We start from the raw sequence: 19,463 nt of genomic DNA, 5'->3' as shown, positions 1-19,463 counted from the left end.
CGCGTGGTCCTGCCGTTTTACTATCTCACAAAGAGAAGCGTTTATTATGTCTAGCGAAACCCTGGATGGTGGCGCCGTTGCTGCCCCATCTGCGCCTGCGGCGACAGACAATACAGGGCGGCTACCGCTTGGTATCAAATTCAGTTGGGCCACGGGTGCGTTTGGCGTTGCCATTCTCACCAACAGTGTGTCGGGCCTGATCCTTTATTACCTGACGACCATCGTCGGCATCTCCGGCTGGATTGCCGGTCTGCTGCTGATGATCAGCAAGCTGTACGACGCCTTTTCCGACCCTATCGCCGGCTGGATGAGCGACCGCTTGCAGTCACCTCAGGGCCGTCGTCGTCCCTTCCTGTTGTGGGGTGCACTGCTGTCGGCGGTAACGCTGGTGCTGGTGTTCACCGTTCCGTTCCGCGGCGACACCATCTGGGTCTGGGCCTATGTCCTGACCGTCCACATCTTCTACACGACCGGTTATTCGACCTTCAACGTGCCGTATATGGCGATGGCACCGGAGATGACCGACAACTATCACGAGCGCTCTGACCTTCAGGGCTGGCGTGTGATGTTCGCCTCGGCCGGTGGTGCGGTTGCGGGTCTGGGCTCGGGCCTCATTCTGGCATGGCTGGGTGAGAAGGGTGCCGACGGCCGCACGATCAACGACGCTTTCGACTATGGCGTTCTGGGCGTGCTCTACGGCTTCCTCGTTCTGGTCAGCATGCTGATCGCATGGCGCGGTACGCGTAATGCAAAGTTCCAGGTCAAGTCGAAGACCGTTCTGCCGTGGAAGCTTCAGGCTTCCAGCTTCCTGTCGAACGTTCCGGCCCTGCTTATCCTGGGTGTTAAGGGTGTCCAGCTGATCGGTATTGCATCGGCGGGTGCGGCGACCTTCTTCCTCGTGATCGGGGTGCTGGGTCGCAGCCCGGCACAGATGCCGTTGATCGGTCTGCCCAGCATGATCGTTGCTATCTTTCTGACGCCGTTCCTTGCGCGTCTGTCCAAGAAGATCGGCAAGCGCGCGGGCTATCTGATTGGCGCCATTGCCACCGCTATTGGCTCGATGTCGTGGATTTTGGCGACGCCGGACGAGCCGATCTACTTCCTGGTGCTGCGCGGTATCATCATGGGTGTCGCCTTCTCGGCCAACGTGATGTTCGGCATGTCCATGCTGAACGATGCGATGGAGCTGGATGCCCACCGTACGGGTATGCGTCGCGAAGGCCTGTATGCCGCCTTCTATAGCTTCGTTGAAAAGTTCGGCTATGCGCTCGGTCCGGCAGCTGTCGGTGCCGCACTCAGCATCGCCGGTTTCGACAAGGCTGCCCGTGTGACGGCTGAAAACTATGATGCCGTGCGTCAGGCCTCGCTGCTGGGCGTCAGCTACATCCCGACGGGATGCGCCATCATCGCTGTGATCTTGTTGTCCGTTTACAACCTGAACGAAGCGAAATTGGCCGAAGCTCGCGCCAATACCAAGCTGGTCGAATAGGCCACTTCAAAAATCCGAAAAATAATATCCGACCACCGATAATAACTGCCAAATAATAACAGCGGTGGTCGGATCAATGTTCATCTCGCTCCTGTAAGGCGGCGAGAAGGGGAAGATCTGCCGATGTCTAAGGTAACTCAGTTTTCTGTTGGTCTGGCGGCACTGCTTTGCAGTGTGTCCACCGTTGCTCTGGCGCAGGATGCCGGTTCGCAAGAAGAAGTATCGCGTCTTGATGAAATCGTGGTGACCGCACGTAAGGTCGCCGAACGTGCACAGGATGCTCCGGTTGCTGTTAGCGCTCTGAGCGCCGAGGCCATGGAGCGCAAGTCGGTCGAAGGTCTGGAAGACGTCGCCGCCCAGGTCGTCGGCTTCTCGTACGAGAACTACTCGGGGGGTCTGGGTGCCCCGACCATGCGCGGGATGACCCAAACCCGCCTGACCAACCCGGTCCAGAACGTCGCCACCTTCCTGGACGGTGCCTATCTGCAACGCTCCTACATGCTGGACGCCTCGCTGGTGTCGATGGAGCGCGTCGAGGTCATCAAGGGCCCGCAGTCGGCGACCTATGGCCGTAACGCCTTCTCGGGTGTTGTGAACTATGTGCTGAAAGAGCCGGGCGATGTCTGGTCGGGCAATATCTCGACCACCGTCGGCAGCGACGAGCGTCTGGACTATGGTTTCAGCGTCGATGGCCCGCTGATCGAAGGCAAGCTGAGCGGTTTGCTGGCCTACGGTCACGGCGAGTTTGACGGTACGTGGGAAAACAACCACTCGCTGGCCAACGCAGCCGGTGCCAACACCCGCGGCAACCTTGGCGGTTACAACAAGGACGCATGGCTGGCCAAGCTGAAGTTCACCCCGCATGACCGTATCAGCATCGGCCTGACCTATCTCCGCAACGAGATGGATAACGAAACCCAGCCGAACTATGTGCTGGGTACCTCGTCGCCGACCAGCACGGTGAACTCGCTGAACTGCTCGTCGCTGCCGAACATCGGTGCTTCGACCGGTGCGGAAAACCGTCTGTGGTGCGGCGTGCTGCCGACCTCGCCGGTCGTGGTTCCGGGCACCAGCCGTCAGGAAGGTCTGGTTGTCGATCCGCGTCAGTACGGCGCACGCGGCATGGCCGAGGTGAAGATCGCCAACGTCGAGTTTTATGCGACCGACGACCTGACGGTGTCCTACCAGTACAGCAACACCTTCGGCGACGTCTCGTCGCGCGGTGGTGGCGGTTATGACCCGGAACACCCGACGCTGGACGACGCTGCATTTGCTGCCATGAGCCCGGCAGATCAGGCGCTGTACGGCGGCTATGTCAACATGGTCTCCACGGACTCCCAGCCGATCGGCTATCTGGAAGGCAAGCAACACGACCTGCGCTTCGTCTACACCGGCTTTGACCGCCTGCGCCTGAGCGCTGGTATCAACATGTGGGAAGTCGAGACCGCTGAACAGGCCCGCACCGAAGTCGGTCTGAAGAACACGATGAACGACATGGTTGTTCTGTCGCAGTTCACCGACCTGCTGCGTACCGAAGAAGGCATCAGCTATTTCGCTGCGGCGGAATACAATGTCACCGACCGCTTCAAGGTCGCGCTGGAAGGCCGTTACACCGAAGAAACCCAAGGTCTGAATGACTTCCGCGCCAGCGCTGCGAACCGCAACAACGACCGCGGCTACTATCAAGAGCGCGAGTTCACCTACTTCACCCCGCGTCTGACCGCAGACTACAAGCTGTCGGACAACAACGTGCTCTATACCTCGATCGGTAAGGGCGTGAAGGCCGGTGGTTTCAACGGTGGACCGTTCTTCTTCGCCTCGCAGTGCCCGCCGTCGCCGACGGCGCTGACCTGCCCGAACGGTATGAACATTGCCCAGCAGTCGTATGAGCCGGAAGAAAACTGGACCTACGAAATCGGCTCGAAGAACGACTTTTTCGACCGTACCCTGCGTCTGAACGTCTCGCTGTTCTACGTCGACTGGTCGAACCTGCAGATCACCGCTGCCCGCCACGACACCGGCGTGGCTCCGGGCCTGCCGTCGCCGTCGCTGATGTCGAACGTCGGTGGCGTCGAGGTGAAGGGTATCGAGGTTGAAGGTCAGTGGATGCCGACCAACAACATCCGCGTCGACTACGGCGTGTCGTACAGCAATGCGACCTACACCGACGACTCGGTCTCGTTCCGTTTCGCCAACTCGCAAAACTGTGACGGCGTGGTCTGCCCGACGGCAGCTCAAGGCACCGGCATCGGTGGCAACCAGCTGGAACGCAGCCCGGCAGTCGAAGCCCAACTGGGTGTGGAATACTCCGATACCCTGTCGAACGGTTGGGACTGGTACGTTCGCGGTGACGCCGACTATCGCTCCAAGCAGTATGTTGACGAGTTCAGCCTGGCATGGGCTCCGGCCCGTACCCTGATCAACGTCCGCGCTGGCCTGACCGCTGGTCGCTATACGGCGCAGATCTGGGCGAAGAACCTGTTTGACGAGCAATACGTCTCGAACGCCATCTTCACGATCGGCGTCGGTGGCGGTCGCTCGGCAGGCTATGTGCCCTTCCTCGGCGAGCGTCGGACCGTCGGCGTGACCCTGAAGGCCAGCTTCTAATCAACTGATCCGGCTTGAAGAAATGGCCCCTGTCGCTCTCGCGGCAGGGGCTTTTTGCTGAGCCTCAATAGCGTTGTATATCCAGCAAGCTGAACTGCGGTGGTGTGGGCAGCTCTTGGCCCCCCACCCACGCCTCCAGAAACTGCTTCAGAAGATCGACAGTCTGCATCATGGCAGAGCGTTGTTGGGCGGCTTCCTGTCCTGATTTCAACCGGCAGATCAGGCCACCGAAGTAGTGGTCGACACCCTCGCCAACCACACGCCATCGATTGTTCTCTGCGCCGTGTTCCATGCCCGCGACGTGCGTTCGCCAGTCGTCGATAAAGCCCGGCAGGATGTCCCTTGTGCCTGTGACTGCGACCGATGGCACGTCTACGGTCTTCCATGCATCCTCAGGTACCAGTCCGGCCCTCGGTCCGGGTGGTGACAGGGTGATCAGCGCCGAGACAGCTGCGACCCTGCGCGCCTTGGCGGCTTGGTTCGGCCCATAGATCATGGTCGCACCGGCCAGTCCTTGGGCGACCGCACCGCCGAATGAATGGCCCATGGCGCAGACTCGGGACCAGTCCACGTGATGACCCCGCGCGGCGCAATAGGCGTCGATCAGCTCTCGCTTCTCCAATGGCAGCTTCAGATCATCGATCCGGCTTTGGAACAGCCCTTCAGCGGGCAGTCGGTCGGGCGGCGGCGTGCCCCCTGCATCCAGATGGTCGACGGCGATCACCAACGCGCCCCATTCCGCGAGCGGTCGCAGGACCTCGTCATAGAGATGGGCGGCGGAGTTCGCTCCGTGCGAAAACAGGATCACGGGCAGCGCTGTACCAGTGTCACGCGCTGGGAGGAGCAGCCGCAGATTCAGGGGGCGGCCATTAGGGTGAGTCACATACAGATGGCCGACCGACACGGCGGTCCGCGTCCATCCGGTCAATGTCGCCAATGCGGCGGTGGAAATCAGAAAACTTCGGCGATCCATTCATGCCTCCCTTGGATGGAAGGGAGTCTGGCGCAGGATGCGACGGGTTGGTCGTATGTACCGTCGCCTATCCATCAGGCGGCCAAGGTCCAAATAAGTCGGGGCAAAGACTGCGGCATGACCTTCCATCGACATTATGATGCACCGATCCGTAAATCCATCGCGCCGCCTGATTATCGGCGGGCTGGCCAGCGCCGCGGCGCTTCCACCGCTGACAGCCAATGCGTCCAGCACCTCTGCCGAGGTGTGGCTGGATGGCGGCTATGGGTTTGATCGCGCCCTCGTCGCGGAAAACCGTTTTTCTGCGGAAGCGATTGAGGAAGCGGTGCGCCTGTCCGCCCTGACGGGACACAAGGCGCTACTGGTCTGGCACGACGGCAAGCTGTTGCTGGAACACTATGGGGACGGCACCGACAGTTCGTCTCTTCTGCCCGGTTTCTCCATGGCCAAGACCGTGCTGGGTTTGATGACGGGATTGGCCATCAGCAAGGGCTTGGTGTCCGATCTCGATGCTCCGGTGGGGCGCTACATCGACGAATGGCAGTCGGACCCGCGAGGAGAAATCACCCTGCGCCATCTCATGGAGATGCGTAGCGGACTACATCTGTATTCGCTGGCGCGACAAGAACCGCAGGCCATGGCCATGGTCTCAGGACCTCACGCCACCGCGACGGCGCTGGAAACACCTTTGGCCGACACGCCGGGCGCAAGCTTTCGCTATGCCAATGTGAACAGCCAGATACTGGGCATCGCCGTGTCGCGAGCGCTGGAGCGATCGGGCACCACCTATCCCGCCGCTCTGCAGGACTGGCTGTGGCAACCGTTGGGGCTGGGGCGCTCAAGGTTGGAGCTGGAAAGCGCCAACGGCTATCCGCGTTTCTTTGCGGGACTCGATGCGCGTGCGCGTGACTGGCTGGGGCTGGCGTCGGTATTCTTGCGCGATGATATCGTGCCGCCGCAATGGCTGGACCAGATGGCGCAAGCCTCGCCCCACGCCCCCTATGGTCTGCATGTGTGGAGAGGACAGGCGTGGGCACCGCGACGTCATTATGGCGATCCGGCTGGTCCGTCGGTTCCTGTTCTTCAGCCCTATAGGCTGGACGATATGCTGGTGTGGGACGGTGCGGGCGGTCAGCGCGCCTATGTGTCGCGCGGTGCGGGTCTGGTGATTATCCGCATGGGCCAAGCCTCGTGGGAATGGGAAGATTCCGCCCTGCCCAATCACATTATCCAGCAGCTCGGATTGGGATGACCATCCGTCACGCGAACATTTGGATCCCTGTGGGCGGCAGGGCTTGCGGGCTGGCTAATCTGACTTCCGACTTTTGAGGGAAGGGGATTTTCGATGCGTCTACACGCGCTGTCACTGGCGATGCTGGGGGCCATGGTTTCGACGGGGGCCTGCGCCCAGACCCAATGGGATGACGAAGCCGTCTATCTGCGTCGCTTTCAGGACAATCTCGGCGCGCCGCGCGATTCCTACGACACGCTGGAAGCGGTCCCCGGCGTAAACAGCCGCCTGCCGGTGCGCGAGAGCGCCACCATCAGCACTTCTGCGCTGGATGCTGCCGAGGCCTATGCCGCAGCCAACAACTCCCAAGCCTTCCTCGTCTGGAAAGACGGCGCGCTGGAGCGGGCCAGCTATTTCAACGGTGCGGATGCCGACACGGGCATTATCTCGCGCTCCATGGCCAAGCCTCTGTCATCCCTGGCCATTGGCCGCGCGATCGCATTGGGCAAGATCACCTCGCTGGATCAGCCCGTCGCCGACTTCATTCCGGAATGGAAGGGCTCCAAGCGCGAGGGCATTCTGGTCCGCCATTTGCTGGATATGACGGCAGGCTTTTTGGCCCAGAACCAGTCAAGCGAGCCGTCCAACATCTGGTCGCGGACCTATCTGCACCCGCGCCATGACGAGATCATCGTTGCCGAATATCCGCTGACCCACGCGCCGGGCACCAGCTATAATTACAATAACGCCACGGCTGATCTGGTGGCGGTGGTTATCGAGCGCGCGACCGGCGTCCGCTATGGCGACTTTGTATCGACCGAGGTGTTGAAGCCCATCGAAGCCAAGGGCGGCGACATCTGGGTCAATCGTCCGGGGGGCACGGCACACTCGGGGTGCTGCATCCTGTTGCCTGCGGAAAGCTGGATGCGGATGGCCATCCTGATCCATCAGGACGGCGTCTGGGAAGGACAGCGCCTTCTGCCGGAAGGATATGTCTCCCAGATGCGTACCCCCACCAAGGCCAACCCCTATTACGGTCTCGGCCTTTGGATCGGCGGCGAATACACCGAACGGCGCGGCTTTGGCGGCCCCAATGTTCCGGGCGGCGTGCTGCACAGCCAGCCCTATAAGGCCAAGGACATCTACCTGTTCGACGGCAACTCCAATCAGGTCGTCTATGTGATGCCCGAGGAGAATACGATTGTACTGCGTATGGGCGGAACGCCTCCGCGCTCGCCGGAGTGGGACAACTCGATCCTGCCCAATCTGATTTACGACGGACTGTCCCAATAGTCCGAAACTGACCGCCAGTCGGAGCCCGTCCCACAGTTGGGGCGGGCTTTTTTCTTTTCTGCAAAGGTGCGTGGTCACAGGGCGGAGATTCAACTTGCGGCAGCGGAATCCGACGACGCGCTTTGGCAAGGTTGACCCGAGATTTCAGGGGCTTGGCTGGGACCGGCTCCACTGTGCAGTTTTTGGAGCCCTTCTCCCCATGACCATCCTGCGTGACGTGCCTGAGTTTGATTATGTGATCCCGGTGGTGGTCGTCGGGGCGGGGGCCTGTGGGTTGACGGCGGCGATGGCGGCGGCGGATGGCGGTGCCGAGGTGCTGGTGCTGGAGCGTGATCCGACCCCGCTGGGTTCGACCAGCATGTCCACCGGCATGATCCCCGCGCCGGGCTCGCCCGAACAGGCCGCTGTCGGCATCGACGACAATCCCGAACTGTTCGTTCAGGACATGATCAAGAAGACGGAAGGGCGCGTGGATGTGGACCTTGCCCGCCTTCTGGCCACCGAGAGCGCCGAGACCATCGCATGGCTGCGCGACAGCCACGGCGTGCCCTTCATCCTGATCGACGACTACATCTATCCGGGCCACAGCCGCATGCGGATGTTTGCCACGCCCAAGCGTTCGGGCGCGGAACTTCAGGCGGCGCTGGAGGCAGGGGCGTCGAATGCGGGCGTCAGCATCCTGACCGAGGCGACCGTGCGCCATCTGTTCGTGGGCGAGGGCGACCGCGTGGTCGGTGTGCGGATCGAGCGTCCCGACGGCTCGCACGAGGATATTGGCTGCGAGACGCTGATCCTCGCCTGCTGCGGCTTCGGGGCCAATCCGGACCTCGTGCGCCGCTACATCCCCGAGATCAACAACATCCCCTATCACGGCCACCCCGGCAATCAGGGCGAGGCCGTCCTGTGGGGCGAGGAACTGGGCGCGGCGCTGGCCGACATGGACGGCTATCAGGGCCACGGCGGTCTTGCCGCAGGCTATGGTGTGCCGATCCTGTGGCCGCTGATCATGGAAGGCGGCTATCAGGTCAATGCCGAGGGCAAGCGTTTCTCGGACGAGACCAAGGGCTATTCCGAACAGGCGGCCAAGGTGAACGCCCAACCGGGTGGCTATGCGTGGTCGATCCTTGATGAGCGCCTGCACGAACTGATGATGAAGTTCGAGGATTACCGCGACGCGCTGGAAGCGGGCGCGGTGCAGACGGCCCACTCCATCGAGGAACTGGCGGCCATCACCTCCACCCCCGTCGAGGCCCTGCGCGAGACGGTCGAGAAGGCCGCCGCCGCCACCCGTGGCGAGATCGAGGACGAGTTCGGCCGCGACTTTACCGGCAAGCCGCCGCTGGTTGCGCCCTATCGCACGGCCAAGGTGGTCGGTGCCCTGTTCCACACGCAGGGCGGTCTGGATATCGACGCCGAGGCTCGCGTGAAGCGCAAGGACGGCGGCGTATTCCCGAACCTGTTTGCAGGCGGCGGCGCGGCGCGTGGCGTGTCCGGCTCCGGTCCAGCTGGATATCTGGCGGGCCACGGCCTTCTGACGGCGACCACATTGGGCAAGCTGGCCGGACGGGCCGCCGCCAAACAGGTGCAGGTCTAAGGCAAGTTCAGGGCTGTGGCAGGCGAAAAGGTGCTTGCCAGTCGGCGAACATCAATTGATATATAAATATACCATTTAGTGAGTTGCGGAGGGGCAACGTGCACGCGGATCCCAACCTTTACGATTACTGGCCGTATCAGGACCGTCCCAAGGTCGTGTGGCCGGGCGGCAAGAAGCTGGCCTTCTGGATCGCGCCGAACATCGAATACTACGAGTTCGACCCGCCCAAGAATGACAAGCGCGCGGGCTGGCCCAAGCCGTCGCCCGACGTCGTGGGTTACTCGCAGCGCGACTGGGGCAACCGCGTGGGGCACTGGCGTTTGATGGAGATGCTGGACCGCCACAACATGCGCGGCTCGATCTCGCTGTCGACGGCCCTGATCGACCACCACCCCGAGATCATCGAGGCCTGCGTGGAGCGGAACTGGGAGTTCTTCTCGCACGGCATCTACAACACCCGTTACTCCTACGGCATGGACGAGGCGCAGGAACGCGCCATGATCCAGGACTCGATCGACACCATCCAGAAGGCGACCGGCCAGCGCATCCGTGGGTATCTGGCTCCGGCCCTGACGCACACCGAGCGCACGCTGGACCTGATCGCGGACATGGACTTCTGGTACACCTGCGACCTGTTCCAGGACGACCAGCCCCAGCCGGTGAAGACCAAGTCCGGCAAGCTGATGTCGATGCCGTATTCGCTGGAAGTGAACGACGTCATCACCTATGGCGCACAGTCGATGGACCCGTGGCGCTATGCCGACATCCTGAAGCGCCACTTCGACCAGCTGCTGGAAGAGGGCGAGGACAGCGGCACGGTCATGTGCATCCCGCTGCACGCCTATCTGGTCAGCCAGAGCCACCGTGTGCGTCCGTTCGAGGAAGCGCTTAAACACATCACCAGCCATTCGGACGATGTGTGGATCACAACCGCCGCCGAGATCGCAGGCTATTACCGCGAGACCTACTGGGACCAGACCAAGGCCGACATCGAGCGTCGCGGTCTGGCCACCGGCGGCACGGGCTTTAGCGGGGAGGGTGCGTAAAAATGAGCCTGCCTGAATCCTATCTGACCTATCCCAAGCGCGCCTATGGCATGGACCAGTCGCTGTACGGCTGGCGCCAGCAGGCCGAGCGGCCCAAGGTGAACTGGCCGAACGGTCAGGCCGTGGCGGCCATGGTCGTGGTGCCGATCGAGCACCACACCCTGACCCCGTCGGGCAAGCCGTTCAAACACCCCGGCGCCATGGTCACGCCCTATCCGGACCTGCGCCACTATACGACGCGCGACTATGGCAACCGCGTCGGCGTGTTCCGTATCCTAAAGGCGCTGAAGGCGGCGGGCGTGAAGGCGACCTTCCCCGTCAACGCCAACCAGCTGGAGCGCCTGAAGCCGCTGGTGGATGCCATCATCGCCGACGGCCACGAGATCGCCGCCTATGGCCTGTCGACCGACCACATCCATTTCGGCGCGCTGGAACGCGAGACCGAAGAGGCATGGGTGGCCGAGGTCCGCGCCCGCTTTGACGCCGCCGGCCTGAAGCCGCGCGTGTGGATGAGCCCCGCCCGTCAACAGTCGTTCAACACGCTGGAAATCATCCGCAGCCATGGCTTCGACATCTGCCTCGACTGGGAACAGGATGATGTGCCGGTCGAGATGACGACGCCTGCGGGCGTGGTGCAGGCCGTGCCGCTGTCCAACGAGATCGACGACCGCAACCTGCTGATCGACAAGCGCCAGTCCGAAGACAGCTGGGCCAATCAGGTGCTGGAAGCGGTGGACTATCTGAAGTCCGAGAAGGACCGCTTCGGTGGCCGCTCCATCGGTTTCACCCTGACGCCCTATGTCTCGGGCCTGCCGTTCCGCGCCCATGCGGTGCGCCGCATCCTGAACACCATCGGCGGTGACGCCGAGGTGTGGTCGGCCACGGCGTCCGAGATCGCCGACGCGGCCAAATAAGGCTCTCCCCGATCGTCCCGCCCTCCCAACCGGGGCGATAAAGAAAAACCCCGACCGGATCGTTCCGGTCGGGGTTTTTTGATGGAGCGGGACCCGATCAGCCCTGACGGGCGGTCAGCCAGTCCACGACTTCCTGCGCATCGACCACATCGGCATATTTCAGCAGCAGGTCGGTCAGGTTGGCGAAGTGATAGCTCTCGTGTTTGTCGGCCACGCACTGCTCGGGAACGATGGTGCGGAAGCCGTAGGACAGGGCATCCACCGCCGTCGCGCGCACACAGCCCGAGGTCGAGCCGCCCGTCACGATCACCGTGTCCACGCCATGCCATTGCAGATAGGAGCGCAGCGGCGTCTCGAAGAACATGCTGGGCATGCGCTTGGTGTACACAAGGTCGATGTCTTCCTTAATATCGCAGCGCGGATCAAAGGCGTGGCGCTCCGAGCCGTATTTGATGTTCTGCAGGCTGTCGGGCGTATTGGTGCGGGTGCCCCAGACGCCAGCGTCACCGCCGTCGGCCTTATAGGCCACGTGCGACCACGCCACCGGCATGTTGGCGCTGCGGGCCAGTTCCGAGATGCGGTTCACCCATTTGATCTGGTCTGGGTCCGTCACATAGGCCGAGACGGGGAACAGGTCGGGGCGGGTATAGGCCTGCTGGAAGTCGATGTTCAGCACGGCCAGCTTGTTGCCAAAGCCGAAACGGGCGCGGGTCGGGTTGGCCTTGATGCTTTCATAGATCTCGCGCGCGGTGCGGTTTTCCCGAACCATGGTCGGTTCGAAATACAGGTCAGACGTCATCAAAGCCCTCCGTTAACAATCCGGCCAAGCCTCCCCTCAGAGGCGGCCGCAAGATCAAAATGATCTATTCATATATCATTTGGCTTGTGGCAGGATTGCAAGAACGAACTGCGGTCGGTCGCAAAGTTTTCTGCCGATAGATCGCGGTTTCAGTCGTCGGCGAGGGGCCGGCGTTCGCGGGTGGTGACGTGGTACTGGAAACGGTCCGAACGGTAGTGCGAGTGGATCAGCTGGACGACGCGCCCGCTGGCATCGCGCATGACCCGCGCCACCTTCAGCAGGGGCGTACCGACCTCGACATCCAGTGCGGCGGCGACGGCGGGTTCGGCGGCCACGGCCATGATCCACTGGTCGGCATCGACGGGTTTGAAACCCGCCCGCTCCAGCAGCACCAGCATGGAGGTGCCCGCCAGATCATCGCGGCTCCAGTTGGCGGCGATGTCGGCGGGGATGTGGTTCACCAGATAGGAAAACGGCTCGCCCTGAAGTTTGCGGCGGCGGATGGAGCGCTGCACGGGCGTGCCTGCCTCCAGTTCCAACTGGTCGGCGATGGCCCCCTCGGCGCTGACGGTGTCGGCTTCCAGCAGCTCGATCTGGGTTTCCAGACCCATCAGCGTCAGGCTCTCGACCAGATTGTCGAACGCGCCTTTGACTACGGGCGAGGGGACGGCGCTGGTGACCACGGTGCCGCGCCCGCGCTGGCGGTCCAGCAGCCCGTCGTCGGCCAGTTCGCTCAGCGCACGCTTCACCGTAATGCGCGAGACATTGAAAATTTTCGCCAGATGCAGCTCGCCCGGCAGCATGGAACCGGGCGGGATGTCGCCCGACCGGATCTGGGCGCGGATGGCCAGATACATCTGGTGATAGAGCGGCGTCGGCAGCGCCGGATCGAGGTGCAGCGGGACCGGAAACGGCCAGATCGCCTCTTCGCTCAAAACTCTTCTCCCCGATCCAATCAAGGTGCCGCGCGGCACCGGACCTTATTGCTTCAAGGACATTGTGTATGACAACGCCTAATGCGGCACCCAGCAGCCTCTTCGACAAACTCTGGGCGCAGCACCTGATCCAGATGAGTGACGCAGGCGCAGGGCTGATCGCCATCGACCGCGTCTTCCTGCATGAACGCACGGGCGGCATCGCGCTCAAGAGCCTGCGGGCGGCTGGCCGTCAGGTGGCCGATCCGGCCCGCGTGTTCGGCACGATGGACCACATCGTCGATACCCATGTGGGCCGCAATGACGACACGCGCATGCCCGGTGGCCGCGAGTTCATCGTCCAGACCCGCGAGGCGGCCCGCGCCGAGGGCATCACCATTTTCGACATCGGCGACAAGCGTCAGGGCATCGTTCACGTCGTCTCACCCGAACAGGGCATCGTCCTGCCGGGCCTGACGGTGGTCTGTCCCGACAGCCATACCTGCACCCAAGGCGCAATGGGCGCTCTGGCTTGGGGCATTGGCTCGACCGAGGCCGAGCATGCGCTGGCCACCCGCACCCTGCGTATCAACCGTCCCAAGACCATGCGGATCACCGTCAACGGCGTGCTGGGTACGGGCGTGACCGCCAAGGACTTGGCCCTGACCCTTCTGGCGCGTCACGGCTCGCGCGGTGGTCAGGGCCATATCGTCGAGTTCGCTGGCACGGCCATCGAGGCGCTGGAGATCGAGGCCCGCCTGACGCTGTGCAATATGGGTGCGGAACTGGGCTGTTTCAGCACCATCATCGCCCCCGATGAAAAGACCTTCGCCTATCTGGCAGGCCGCCCCTATGCGCCCAAGGGCGAGTTGTGGGATCAGGCTGTCGCCTATTGGCGCACGCTGAAAACCGATGACGGCGCGACCTTCGACAAGGAGATCGTGCTGGACGCATCGGAAGTCGGCCCGATGATCACCTGGGGCACCAGCCCGCAACAGGCCATCAGCATCGACGGCATCGTGCCGCACGCCGACGAGGCCAGTGCCGAAATCCACCAGCGCGCCGTCACCTATATGGACGTGACGCCGGGCCAGCCGGTCGAGGGCCTGAAGATCGGCTCGGCCTTTATCGGCTCCTGCACCAACAGCCGCCTGTCGGACCTGCGCCGCGCCGCCGCCATCCTGAAGGGGCGGAAGGTGGCCGACGGCGTGCGCGCCATCTGCGTTCCGGGTTCGGGTCTGGTGAAGGAAGCGGCGGAAGCGGAAGGGCTGGACAAGGTCTTTATCGAAGCGGGCTTTGAATGGCGCGAGCCGGGCTGCGCCATGTGCTTCTTCGCCGGTGGTGAAAGCTTTGGCCCGAAAGAGCGCGTCGTCTCCTCGACCAACCGCAATTTCGAGAGCCGTCAGGGACCGGAAACCCGCACCCACATCGCCAGCCCCGAAGTGGTGGCCGCGTCCGCCATTGCGGGCTGCCTCGCCGATCCGCGCAAACTGGCCGCATAAGGATAAAGATCATGGAAGCTTTCGTTCGCATGACCGCCGTGGCCGCCCCTCTGGTGCGGGCCAATATCGACACCGACATCATCATCCCCTCGCGCGAGATGAAGTCCGTCTCCAAGACGGGGCTGAAAGACGGCCTGTTCGCGGGCTGGCGCTATACCGTCGTGGGCGGGCGCGACCCCAAGCCCGACTTCGTGTTGAACCAGCCGGAATATGCGGGTGTCGGCATCCTGCTGGCGGGTGAAAATGTCGGCTGCGGCTCCAGCCGTGAACACGCCGTCTGGGCGCTGCACGAATACGGCTTCCGCGCTGTGGTCGCCCCCAGCTTCAACCCGATTTTCTACAACAACTGCGTCCGCAACGGCCTGTGCCCCGTCATCCTGCCCGCCGATGTGGTCGCCACGATCGCCGCACAGGTCGAAGCCGACCCCGCCAACGCCAAGGTCACCGTCGATCTGGAAGCCCAAAAAGTCACGGCCCCCGACGGCAGCGAATACGGCTTCACCCTCAATAACGAAGAAGACCGCATCGCCCTGCTCAACGGCTACGATGCCGTGGACCTGACCCTGCTCCACAAGGAAGCCATCGACGCCTTCATCGCAGGCGATCAGGGGCAGAGGCCGTGGGTGTACCTTTAGGAGTCACCAGGCACTTTTTTCAATCGGAATGAAGAGCCATTTGATTCCGTAACTAGAACACACGGCTTAGAGCGGATTGCATCAGCGACTTGGTAGATCTCGTTGCACAGATCACTGCGTTCTTTGCTTGTTTTGATGTAGTATTCGCCGTCTGGGAGATCATACTCAACACCCTTTCCGGATGTGATGGTGCGCTTGGCCCTGAGTTTCAGAGCCATCGACTCATGTAGCTCAGTATAGTGCCCAATGTTAGCGTCGTGCAGTACGATGCGAGCTATGTAAGTTGCCAATTTTCACCTATGTCAATTGTTGAATATCGGCGATATGGTAAAGCTTATGCGCGATGCAATAGCGGGCAGAAAAAAAGGGGGCCGATCTGGCCCCCTTTGGCGTTTTAGAACCCACGCCAGCCCTTGGGCGGGCCAGCCTCTGACAGGAAGCCGTAGAACTCTTCATCCGGCAGCATGGCGGCGACTTCTCTGCGCAGTTCGATCATTTTTTCGATGTCGACGCCGGTGTCGTAGCCCATGGCTTCCAGCATGAAGACGAGGTCTTCGGTGACGATGTTGCCGCTGGCCCCCGGTGCGAAGGGGCAGCCGCCGACGCCGCCTAGCGAGGAGTCCAGCGTGGTGATGCCCAGCTCCAGACCCGCCATGGCATTGGCGAGGCCCAGCCCGCGCGTGTTGTGCAGGTGCAGGCCCGTCAGGTTCTCGTCGCCCACGGCAGCGCGGACGGCCTTGATCAGCTGCTTCACCTGAACCGGATGGGCATAGCCGGAGGTGTCCGACAGGCCCACCTCGTCACAGCCCGCCTTCATCAGACGCTCGGCCAATTCGACCACCTTGGCTTCCGGCACCTCGCCTTCGATGGTGCAGCCAAAGGCGGTCGATAGGGCACCCTCGAAATGCGGACGATTGCCTTCGGGCTGGGCCTTGATCAGTTCGGCTATGGTGGTGGCCGCCTCGATCATCTGTTCGTGGGTGCGGCGCACGTTCTTCAGGCTGTGCGTCTCGCTGCACGACAGGGGCAGGGAGATTTTGTGTGCGCCCGCGGCGATGGCGGCCTCGGCCCCCTTCACGTTCGGCACCAGAACCGCGACCGTCAAACCCTCGATCTGGCGGGCGTATTCGACGATCTCGGCGGTGTCGGCCAGTTGCGGCAGGATGTGCGCAGGCACGAACGAGCCGACCTCGATTTCCTTGAAGCCTGCCGCGACCTGCAGGTCGATCCAGCGCTTCTTCTGCTCGGTCGGCAGGATGGATTTGATGCTTTGCAGACCGTCGCGCGGGCCGACTTCGCTGACAAGAATGGGGGTCCCCACCACTTACTCCCTCAAATGATCTATTATTATATCATTAGATCGTTTATCGCTGTCGGTCTAGGACAGTTATGGCCCATCGGGCCGATGCTTTGAGGGGTTAAGCGTCATGAAAGAAGCCGTTCGCCAAGGTCCGCTCGCGGGACTCAAGGTCATCGAGTTCACCCACATGGTCATGGGGCCGGCGGCGGGTGTGATCCTCGCCGATCTGGGTGCCGATGTGATCAAGGTCGAGCCCGCCAATGGCGACGCGACCCGCGACCTGAAAGGGTCGGGCGCGGGCTATTTCGTCATGTACAACCGCAACAAACGCTCCATCCGTCTGGACATGAAGTCCGAGGACGGTCTGGCCACGGCCAAGGCTTTGTGCGCGGGCGCGGACGTCATCATCGAGAACTTCCGTGCGGGGGCGCTGGACCGTCTGGGGCTGTCCTATGAAGAACTGTCCGAGGTCAATCCGGGCCTGATCTACTGCTCGGAAAAAGGCTTCCTGCCGGGGCCGTATGAACAGCGCACGGCGCTGGACGAAGTGGCCCAGATGATGGGCGGTCTGGCCTATATGACGGGTCCGGCGGGGCGTCCGTTGCGGGCAGGGGCTTCGGTCATCGACGTGACGGGCGGCATGTTCGGCGTGATCGGTATTCTGGCCGCGCTGGAAGAGCGCCGCCGCACGGGCCGTGGCCAGCTGGTCAAGAGCGCCCTTTACGAAACGACCGCCTTCCTCGTCGGCCAGCACATGGCGCAGAAGGCTGTCACCGGAACCGCCGCACGTCCGATGCCGGAGCGTATCTCGGCCTGGTCCATCTATGACGTCTTCCAGACCAAGGACGGCGAAGGCGTGTTCATCGGCGTGGTCACCGACAAGCTGTGGCTGGTGTTCTGTGACCTGTTCAGCCTGACGGAGCTGAAGGCAAACGAGGCCTATGCGCTCAACAATGCCCGCGTGGCGGCGCGTGACCAGATCCTGCCCGTCGTGCGCGAGGTGGTGGGCCAATACACCCGCGAGGAACTGATCGACATGCTGTCGCCCAGCGGTCTGCCGTTCGCGCCGATTGCCCGACCGGAGGACCTGTTCGACGACCCCCACCTGAACACGGGCGGTCTGGTCGACGTGACCATGCCGAACGACGAGGTGGTTCGCCTGCCGTCCCTGCCGATTGAAATGGATGGCCGCCGCTTTAACGAACCCGCCGCCGCCCCCAAGTCGGGCGAGCATCAGGACGAGGTTCTGGCCGAACTGGCCAAGGGTTGATCTCAAAAAGCAAAAGGCCCGATCGGATGATCGGGCCTTTCTCTTATCGGGTGCTGACCCGCGCCGTGACCGAAAGGCCGGGGCGCAGGCGCTGGACCAGCGGCTGGTCCGGATCGATGCTGATCTTCACCGGAACGCGCTGGGCCACCTTGGTGAAATTGCCGGTGGCATTGTCGGGCCGGATGACCGCGAACTCGGAACCCGTGGCAGGCGAGATGACCTCGACCTTGCCGGTCAGGGTCTGGCCGCCCAGCGCATCCACTGCCAGTTCGACCTTTTGGCCGATGGTGATGTTGCGCATCTGGTTTTCTTTGAAGTTGGCGACCACCCACAGATCGGTCGGGACAAGGGCCATCAGCTGGCTGCCGGTCTGGACCTGCTGGCCGACGCGGACGGTGATCTCACCCAGACGGCCCGAACGCGGGGCCAGAATACGGGTGTTGGCCAGATCGATCTCGGCCAGATGCACCTTGGCGCGGGCGCTTTCGACGGCCGCTTCCAACGTGCCGCGATTGACGACGGCCGAGGTCACGCCCGTCTCGGCGATGCCCTCGCTGGCGCGGGCGGCGGCCAATTGCGCCTCTGCGGCCTGCAGCGCAGTGCGGGTTACATCAACCTGTGCCTGCGAGACCCAACCGCCTTCGAACAGGCGACGGGCGCGGTCATGGTCGGCGCGCGCCTTGGTGACATTGGCCTGTGCGCTGGCGATGCTGGCGCGGCTCTGGGCCACGCCGCCGCGGGCGGAGTTCTGGGACTGGGCCGAGTTGGCCAGCTGGGCCTCGGCGGCGTGCAGGTCGGCCTTGGCCTGTTCCAGCTTCTGGACGTAGATGCGGTCGTCGATGGTGGCCAGAAGATCGCCTTCCTTCACCGTCTGGAAGTCCTGCACCAGAACCTGCGTCACGGCCCCCGACACCTGCGGTGCGATGGTGGTCACCTGACCGCGTACATAGGCGTTGTCGGTGTGCTGGACGCCATTGTTGAACGGCGGCAAGGCCCACGCCTTCATGATCAGCGCGATGCCTACAAGCGCCAGCGCAGCCATGACGACGGCGAACAGGATGCGCTTGCGCGGCGGCACATTGATCGTGGGCGGCGCAGGGGTGGCCGCAGGCGGTGCGGGTGGTGCGGCTTGGGGCTGATCGTTGGTGGGGGGCGTGTCAGTCATGAGGTTCTCGGCGGACGATCAGGACCGCGCGGGCGGCGCAGGCGGTGTCGCGGGCGGTCGGGTGCGGAAATGGTGGATGGTGGTCCAGATGCAGCCGGCGGCGGCGATGAGGGCCACGACGAAAAAGGCGTCGTTGTAGGCCAGGATATTGGCCTGCTGGTTGATCTGCTGTTGCAGCAGGGCATAGCCCTCGGCGGTGCGGACACTGCTGTCGCCGATGACGCTGCCATAGGCTGCCGACAGCTGTTTGAGGCGAAGCTCGATGTTTGGATTGCCCGCCAGCATGCCCTCGGCCAGATGGATCTGGTGATAGCGGGTACGCACGGCCTGAAGCGTCAGGACAAAGGACTGTCCGGCCAGCCCCGCGATATTGTTCGACAGGGCAAACAGCACGATGAAGCTGACAAGGTTGTGGGTGCCCTTCTGGAACACCTGAACGATGCCGGAAATCATGGCCGGCCCCAAAAACATGCCCGAGGCAAAGGCCAGCAGCGACTGGCTGAAGAACAGCTGGGCCGGATAGGACTGGGTCGTCAGGCGCGAGTCCATAAAGGCTCCGATGGCCATCAGGCCCAGCGACAGGGCAATCGGCTTGTGCAGCATGGTCGGATTGATGGTCAGGGCGCTGAACACCACACCGCAAGCCGTGGCCAGTGCCCAGCCCACCCAAGGGGTCTCCAACCAGCCCAGGCAGAGCCCGAGAGCAAGCAGGGCACCGGAGAGGCCGGGGG

At 62.8% G+C, this 19,463-nt stretch carries 15 protein-coding genes and 1 pseudogene; 10 read left to right on the top strand and 6 right to left on the bottom strand.

Translation table 11 applies throughout. The features are described 5' to 3' along the window. The first annotated feature begins 46 nt into the window (after window positions 1-46). The gene (locus tag Q0Y42_RS05495) at window positions 47-1,489 is read left to right on the top strand and encodes a glycoside-pentoside-hexuronide (GPH):cation symporter (protein WP_297801026.1); all 1,443 of its coding nucleotides are present in this window, start codon (window positions 47-49) and stop codon (window positions 1,487-1,489) included. Between the two features lie 123 nt (window positions 1,490-1,612). Beyond that, the gene (locus Q0Y42_RS05490) at window positions 1,613-4,096 is read left to right on the top strand and encodes a TonB-dependent receptor (RefSeq protein ID WP_297801024.1); all 2,484 of its coding nucleotides are present in this window, start codon (window positions 1,613-1,615) and stop codon (window positions 4,094-4,096) included. 64 nt (window positions 4,097-4,160) lie between these two features. Here the strand turns inward: Q0Y42_RS05490 and Q0Y42_RS05485 are convergent, their stop codons facing one another. After that, window positions 4,161-4,904, bottom strand: coding sequence for an alpha/beta fold hydrolase (locus tag Q0Y42_RS05485; protein WP_297801022.1), 744 nt, complete (start codon window positions 4,902-4,904; stop codon window positions 4,161-4,163). A gap of 304 nt (window positions 4,905-5,208) precedes the next feature. Here Q0Y42_RS05485 and Q0Y42_RS05480 point away from each other — a divergent pair, with 304 nt between their 5' ends. The 5 genes from Q0Y42_RS05480 to Q0Y42_RS05460 all read left to right on the top strand — a co-directional run bounded on the left by Q0Y42_RS05480 (window position 5,209) and on the right by Q0Y42_RS05460 (window position 11,147). Continuing rightward, entirely contained in the window at window positions 5,209-6,321 is a 1,113-nt protein-coding gene (locus tag Q0Y42_RS05480) for a serine hydrolase (protein ID WP_297801020.1), read from the top strand. A gap of 93 nt (window positions 6,322-6,414) precedes the next feature. Continuing rightward, window positions 6,415-7,593, top strand: a complete 1,179-nt coding sequence (locus tag Q0Y42_RS05475; protein ID WP_297801017.1) for a serine hydrolase — start codon at window positions 6,415-6,417, stop codon at window positions 7,591-7,593. A 199-nt stretch (window positions 7,594-7,792) separates the two neighbouring features. Then, a complete protein-coding gene (locus tag Q0Y42_RS05470; protein ID WP_297801015.1) occupies window positions 7,793-9,187 on the top strand; it encodes an FAD-dependent oxidoreductase in 1,395 nt (464 codons plus the stop codon). A 98-nt stretch (window positions 9,188-9,285) separates the two neighbouring features. Then, window positions 9,286-10,233 (top strand): polysaccharide deacetylase family protein, encoded by a 948-nt coding sequence (locus tag Q0Y42_RS05465; RefSeq protein WP_297801013.1) that lies wholly within the window; start codon window positions 9,286-9,288, stop codon window positions 10,231-10,233. A 2-nt stretch (window positions 10,234-10,235) separates the two neighbouring features. After that, complete coding sequence (locus tag Q0Y42_RS05460) at window positions 10,236-11,147, top strand: polysaccharide deacetylase family protein (protein ID WP_297801011.1); 912 nt, start codon at window positions 10,236-10,238, stop codon at window positions 11,145-11,147. A 97-nt stretch (window positions 11,148-11,244) separates the two neighbouring features. Here Q0Y42_RS05460 and Q0Y42_RS05455 read toward each other — a convergent pair whose 3' ends face one another. Both Q0Y42_RS05455 and Q0Y42_RS05450 read right to left on the bottom strand, forming a co-directional pair. Next, on the bottom strand, window positions 11,245-11,946 hold the full coding sequence (locus Q0Y42_RS05455; RefSeq protein ID WP_297801009.1) for an isochorismatase family protein: 702 nt from the start codon (window positions 11,944-11,946) through the stop codon (window positions 11,245-11,247). 149 nt (window positions 11,947-12,095) lie between these two features. After that, window positions 12,096-12,881 (bottom strand): GntR family transcriptional regulator, encoded by a 786-nt coding sequence (locus Q0Y42_RS05450; RefSeq protein WP_292051351.1) that lies wholly within the window; start codon window positions 12,879-12,881, stop codon window positions 12,096-12,098. Window positions 12,882-12,949: 68 nt separating this feature from the next. Between Q0Y42_RS05450 and leuC the strand changes: the two genes are divergently transcribed. Both leuC and leuD read left to right on the top strand, forming a co-directional pair. Next, window positions 12,950-14,362 carry a 3-isopropylmalate dehydratase large subunit gene (gene leuC / locus Q0Y42_RS05445; protein WP_297801007.1) on the top strand — a complete coding sequence of 471 codons (1,413 nt, stop codon included), beginning with the start codon at window positions 12,950-12,952 and terminating at the stop codon, window positions 14,360-14,362. Window positions 14,363-14,373: 11 nt separating this feature from the next. Then, window positions 14,374-14,997 (top strand): 3-isopropylmalate dehydratase small subunit, encoded by a 624-nt coding sequence (gene leuD / locus Q0Y42_RS05440; protein WP_297801005.1) that lies wholly within the window; start codon window positions 14,374-14,376, stop codon window positions 14,995-14,997. A 394-nt stretch (window positions 14,998-15,391) separates the two neighbouring features. On the opposite strand, the gene Q0Y42_RS05435 is transcribed toward leuD, so the two are convergent. After that, window positions 15,392-16,318 (bottom strand): hydroxymethylglutaryl-CoA lyase, encoded by a 927-nt coding sequence (locus tag Q0Y42_RS05435; protein WP_297801003.1) that lies wholly within the window; start codon window positions 16,316-16,318, stop codon window positions 15,392-15,394. A 106-nt stretch (window positions 16,319-16,424) separates the two neighbouring features. On the opposite strand from Q0Y42_RS05435, the gene Q0Y42_RS05430 reads away from it, so the two are divergent. Beyond that, window positions 16,425-17,567, top strand: coding sequence for a CoA transferase (locus Q0Y42_RS05430; protein WP_297801001.1), 1,143 nt, complete (start codon window positions 16,425-16,427; stop codon window positions 17,565-17,567). A 43-nt stretch (window positions 17,568-17,610) separates the two neighbouring features. On the opposite strand, the gene Q0Y42_RS05425 is transcribed toward Q0Y42_RS05430, so the two are convergent. Both Q0Y42_RS05425 and Q0Y42_RS05420 read right to left on the bottom strand, forming a co-directional pair. Then, complete coding sequence (locus tag Q0Y42_RS05425; protein WP_297800999.1) at window positions 17,611-18,732, bottom strand: HlyD family secretion protein; 1,122 nt, start codon at window positions 18,730-18,732, stop codon at window positions 17,611-17,613. Window positions 18,733-18,750: 18 nt separating this feature from the next. After that, window positions 18,751-19,463 (bottom strand): annotated as a pseudogene (locus Q0Y42_RS05420) (MFS transporter); the annotation flags it as partial.

This window comes from uncultured Brevundimonas sp., assembly GCF_947305955.1.
In the GTDB taxonomy this organism is placed as follows: Bacteria; Pseudomonadota; Alphaproteobacteria; order Caulobacterales; family Caulobacteraceae; genus Brevundimonas.
The sequence above is the reverse complement of the archived record's forward strand: the minus strand, read 5'-3'. Positions and strand labels throughout refer to the sequence as shown.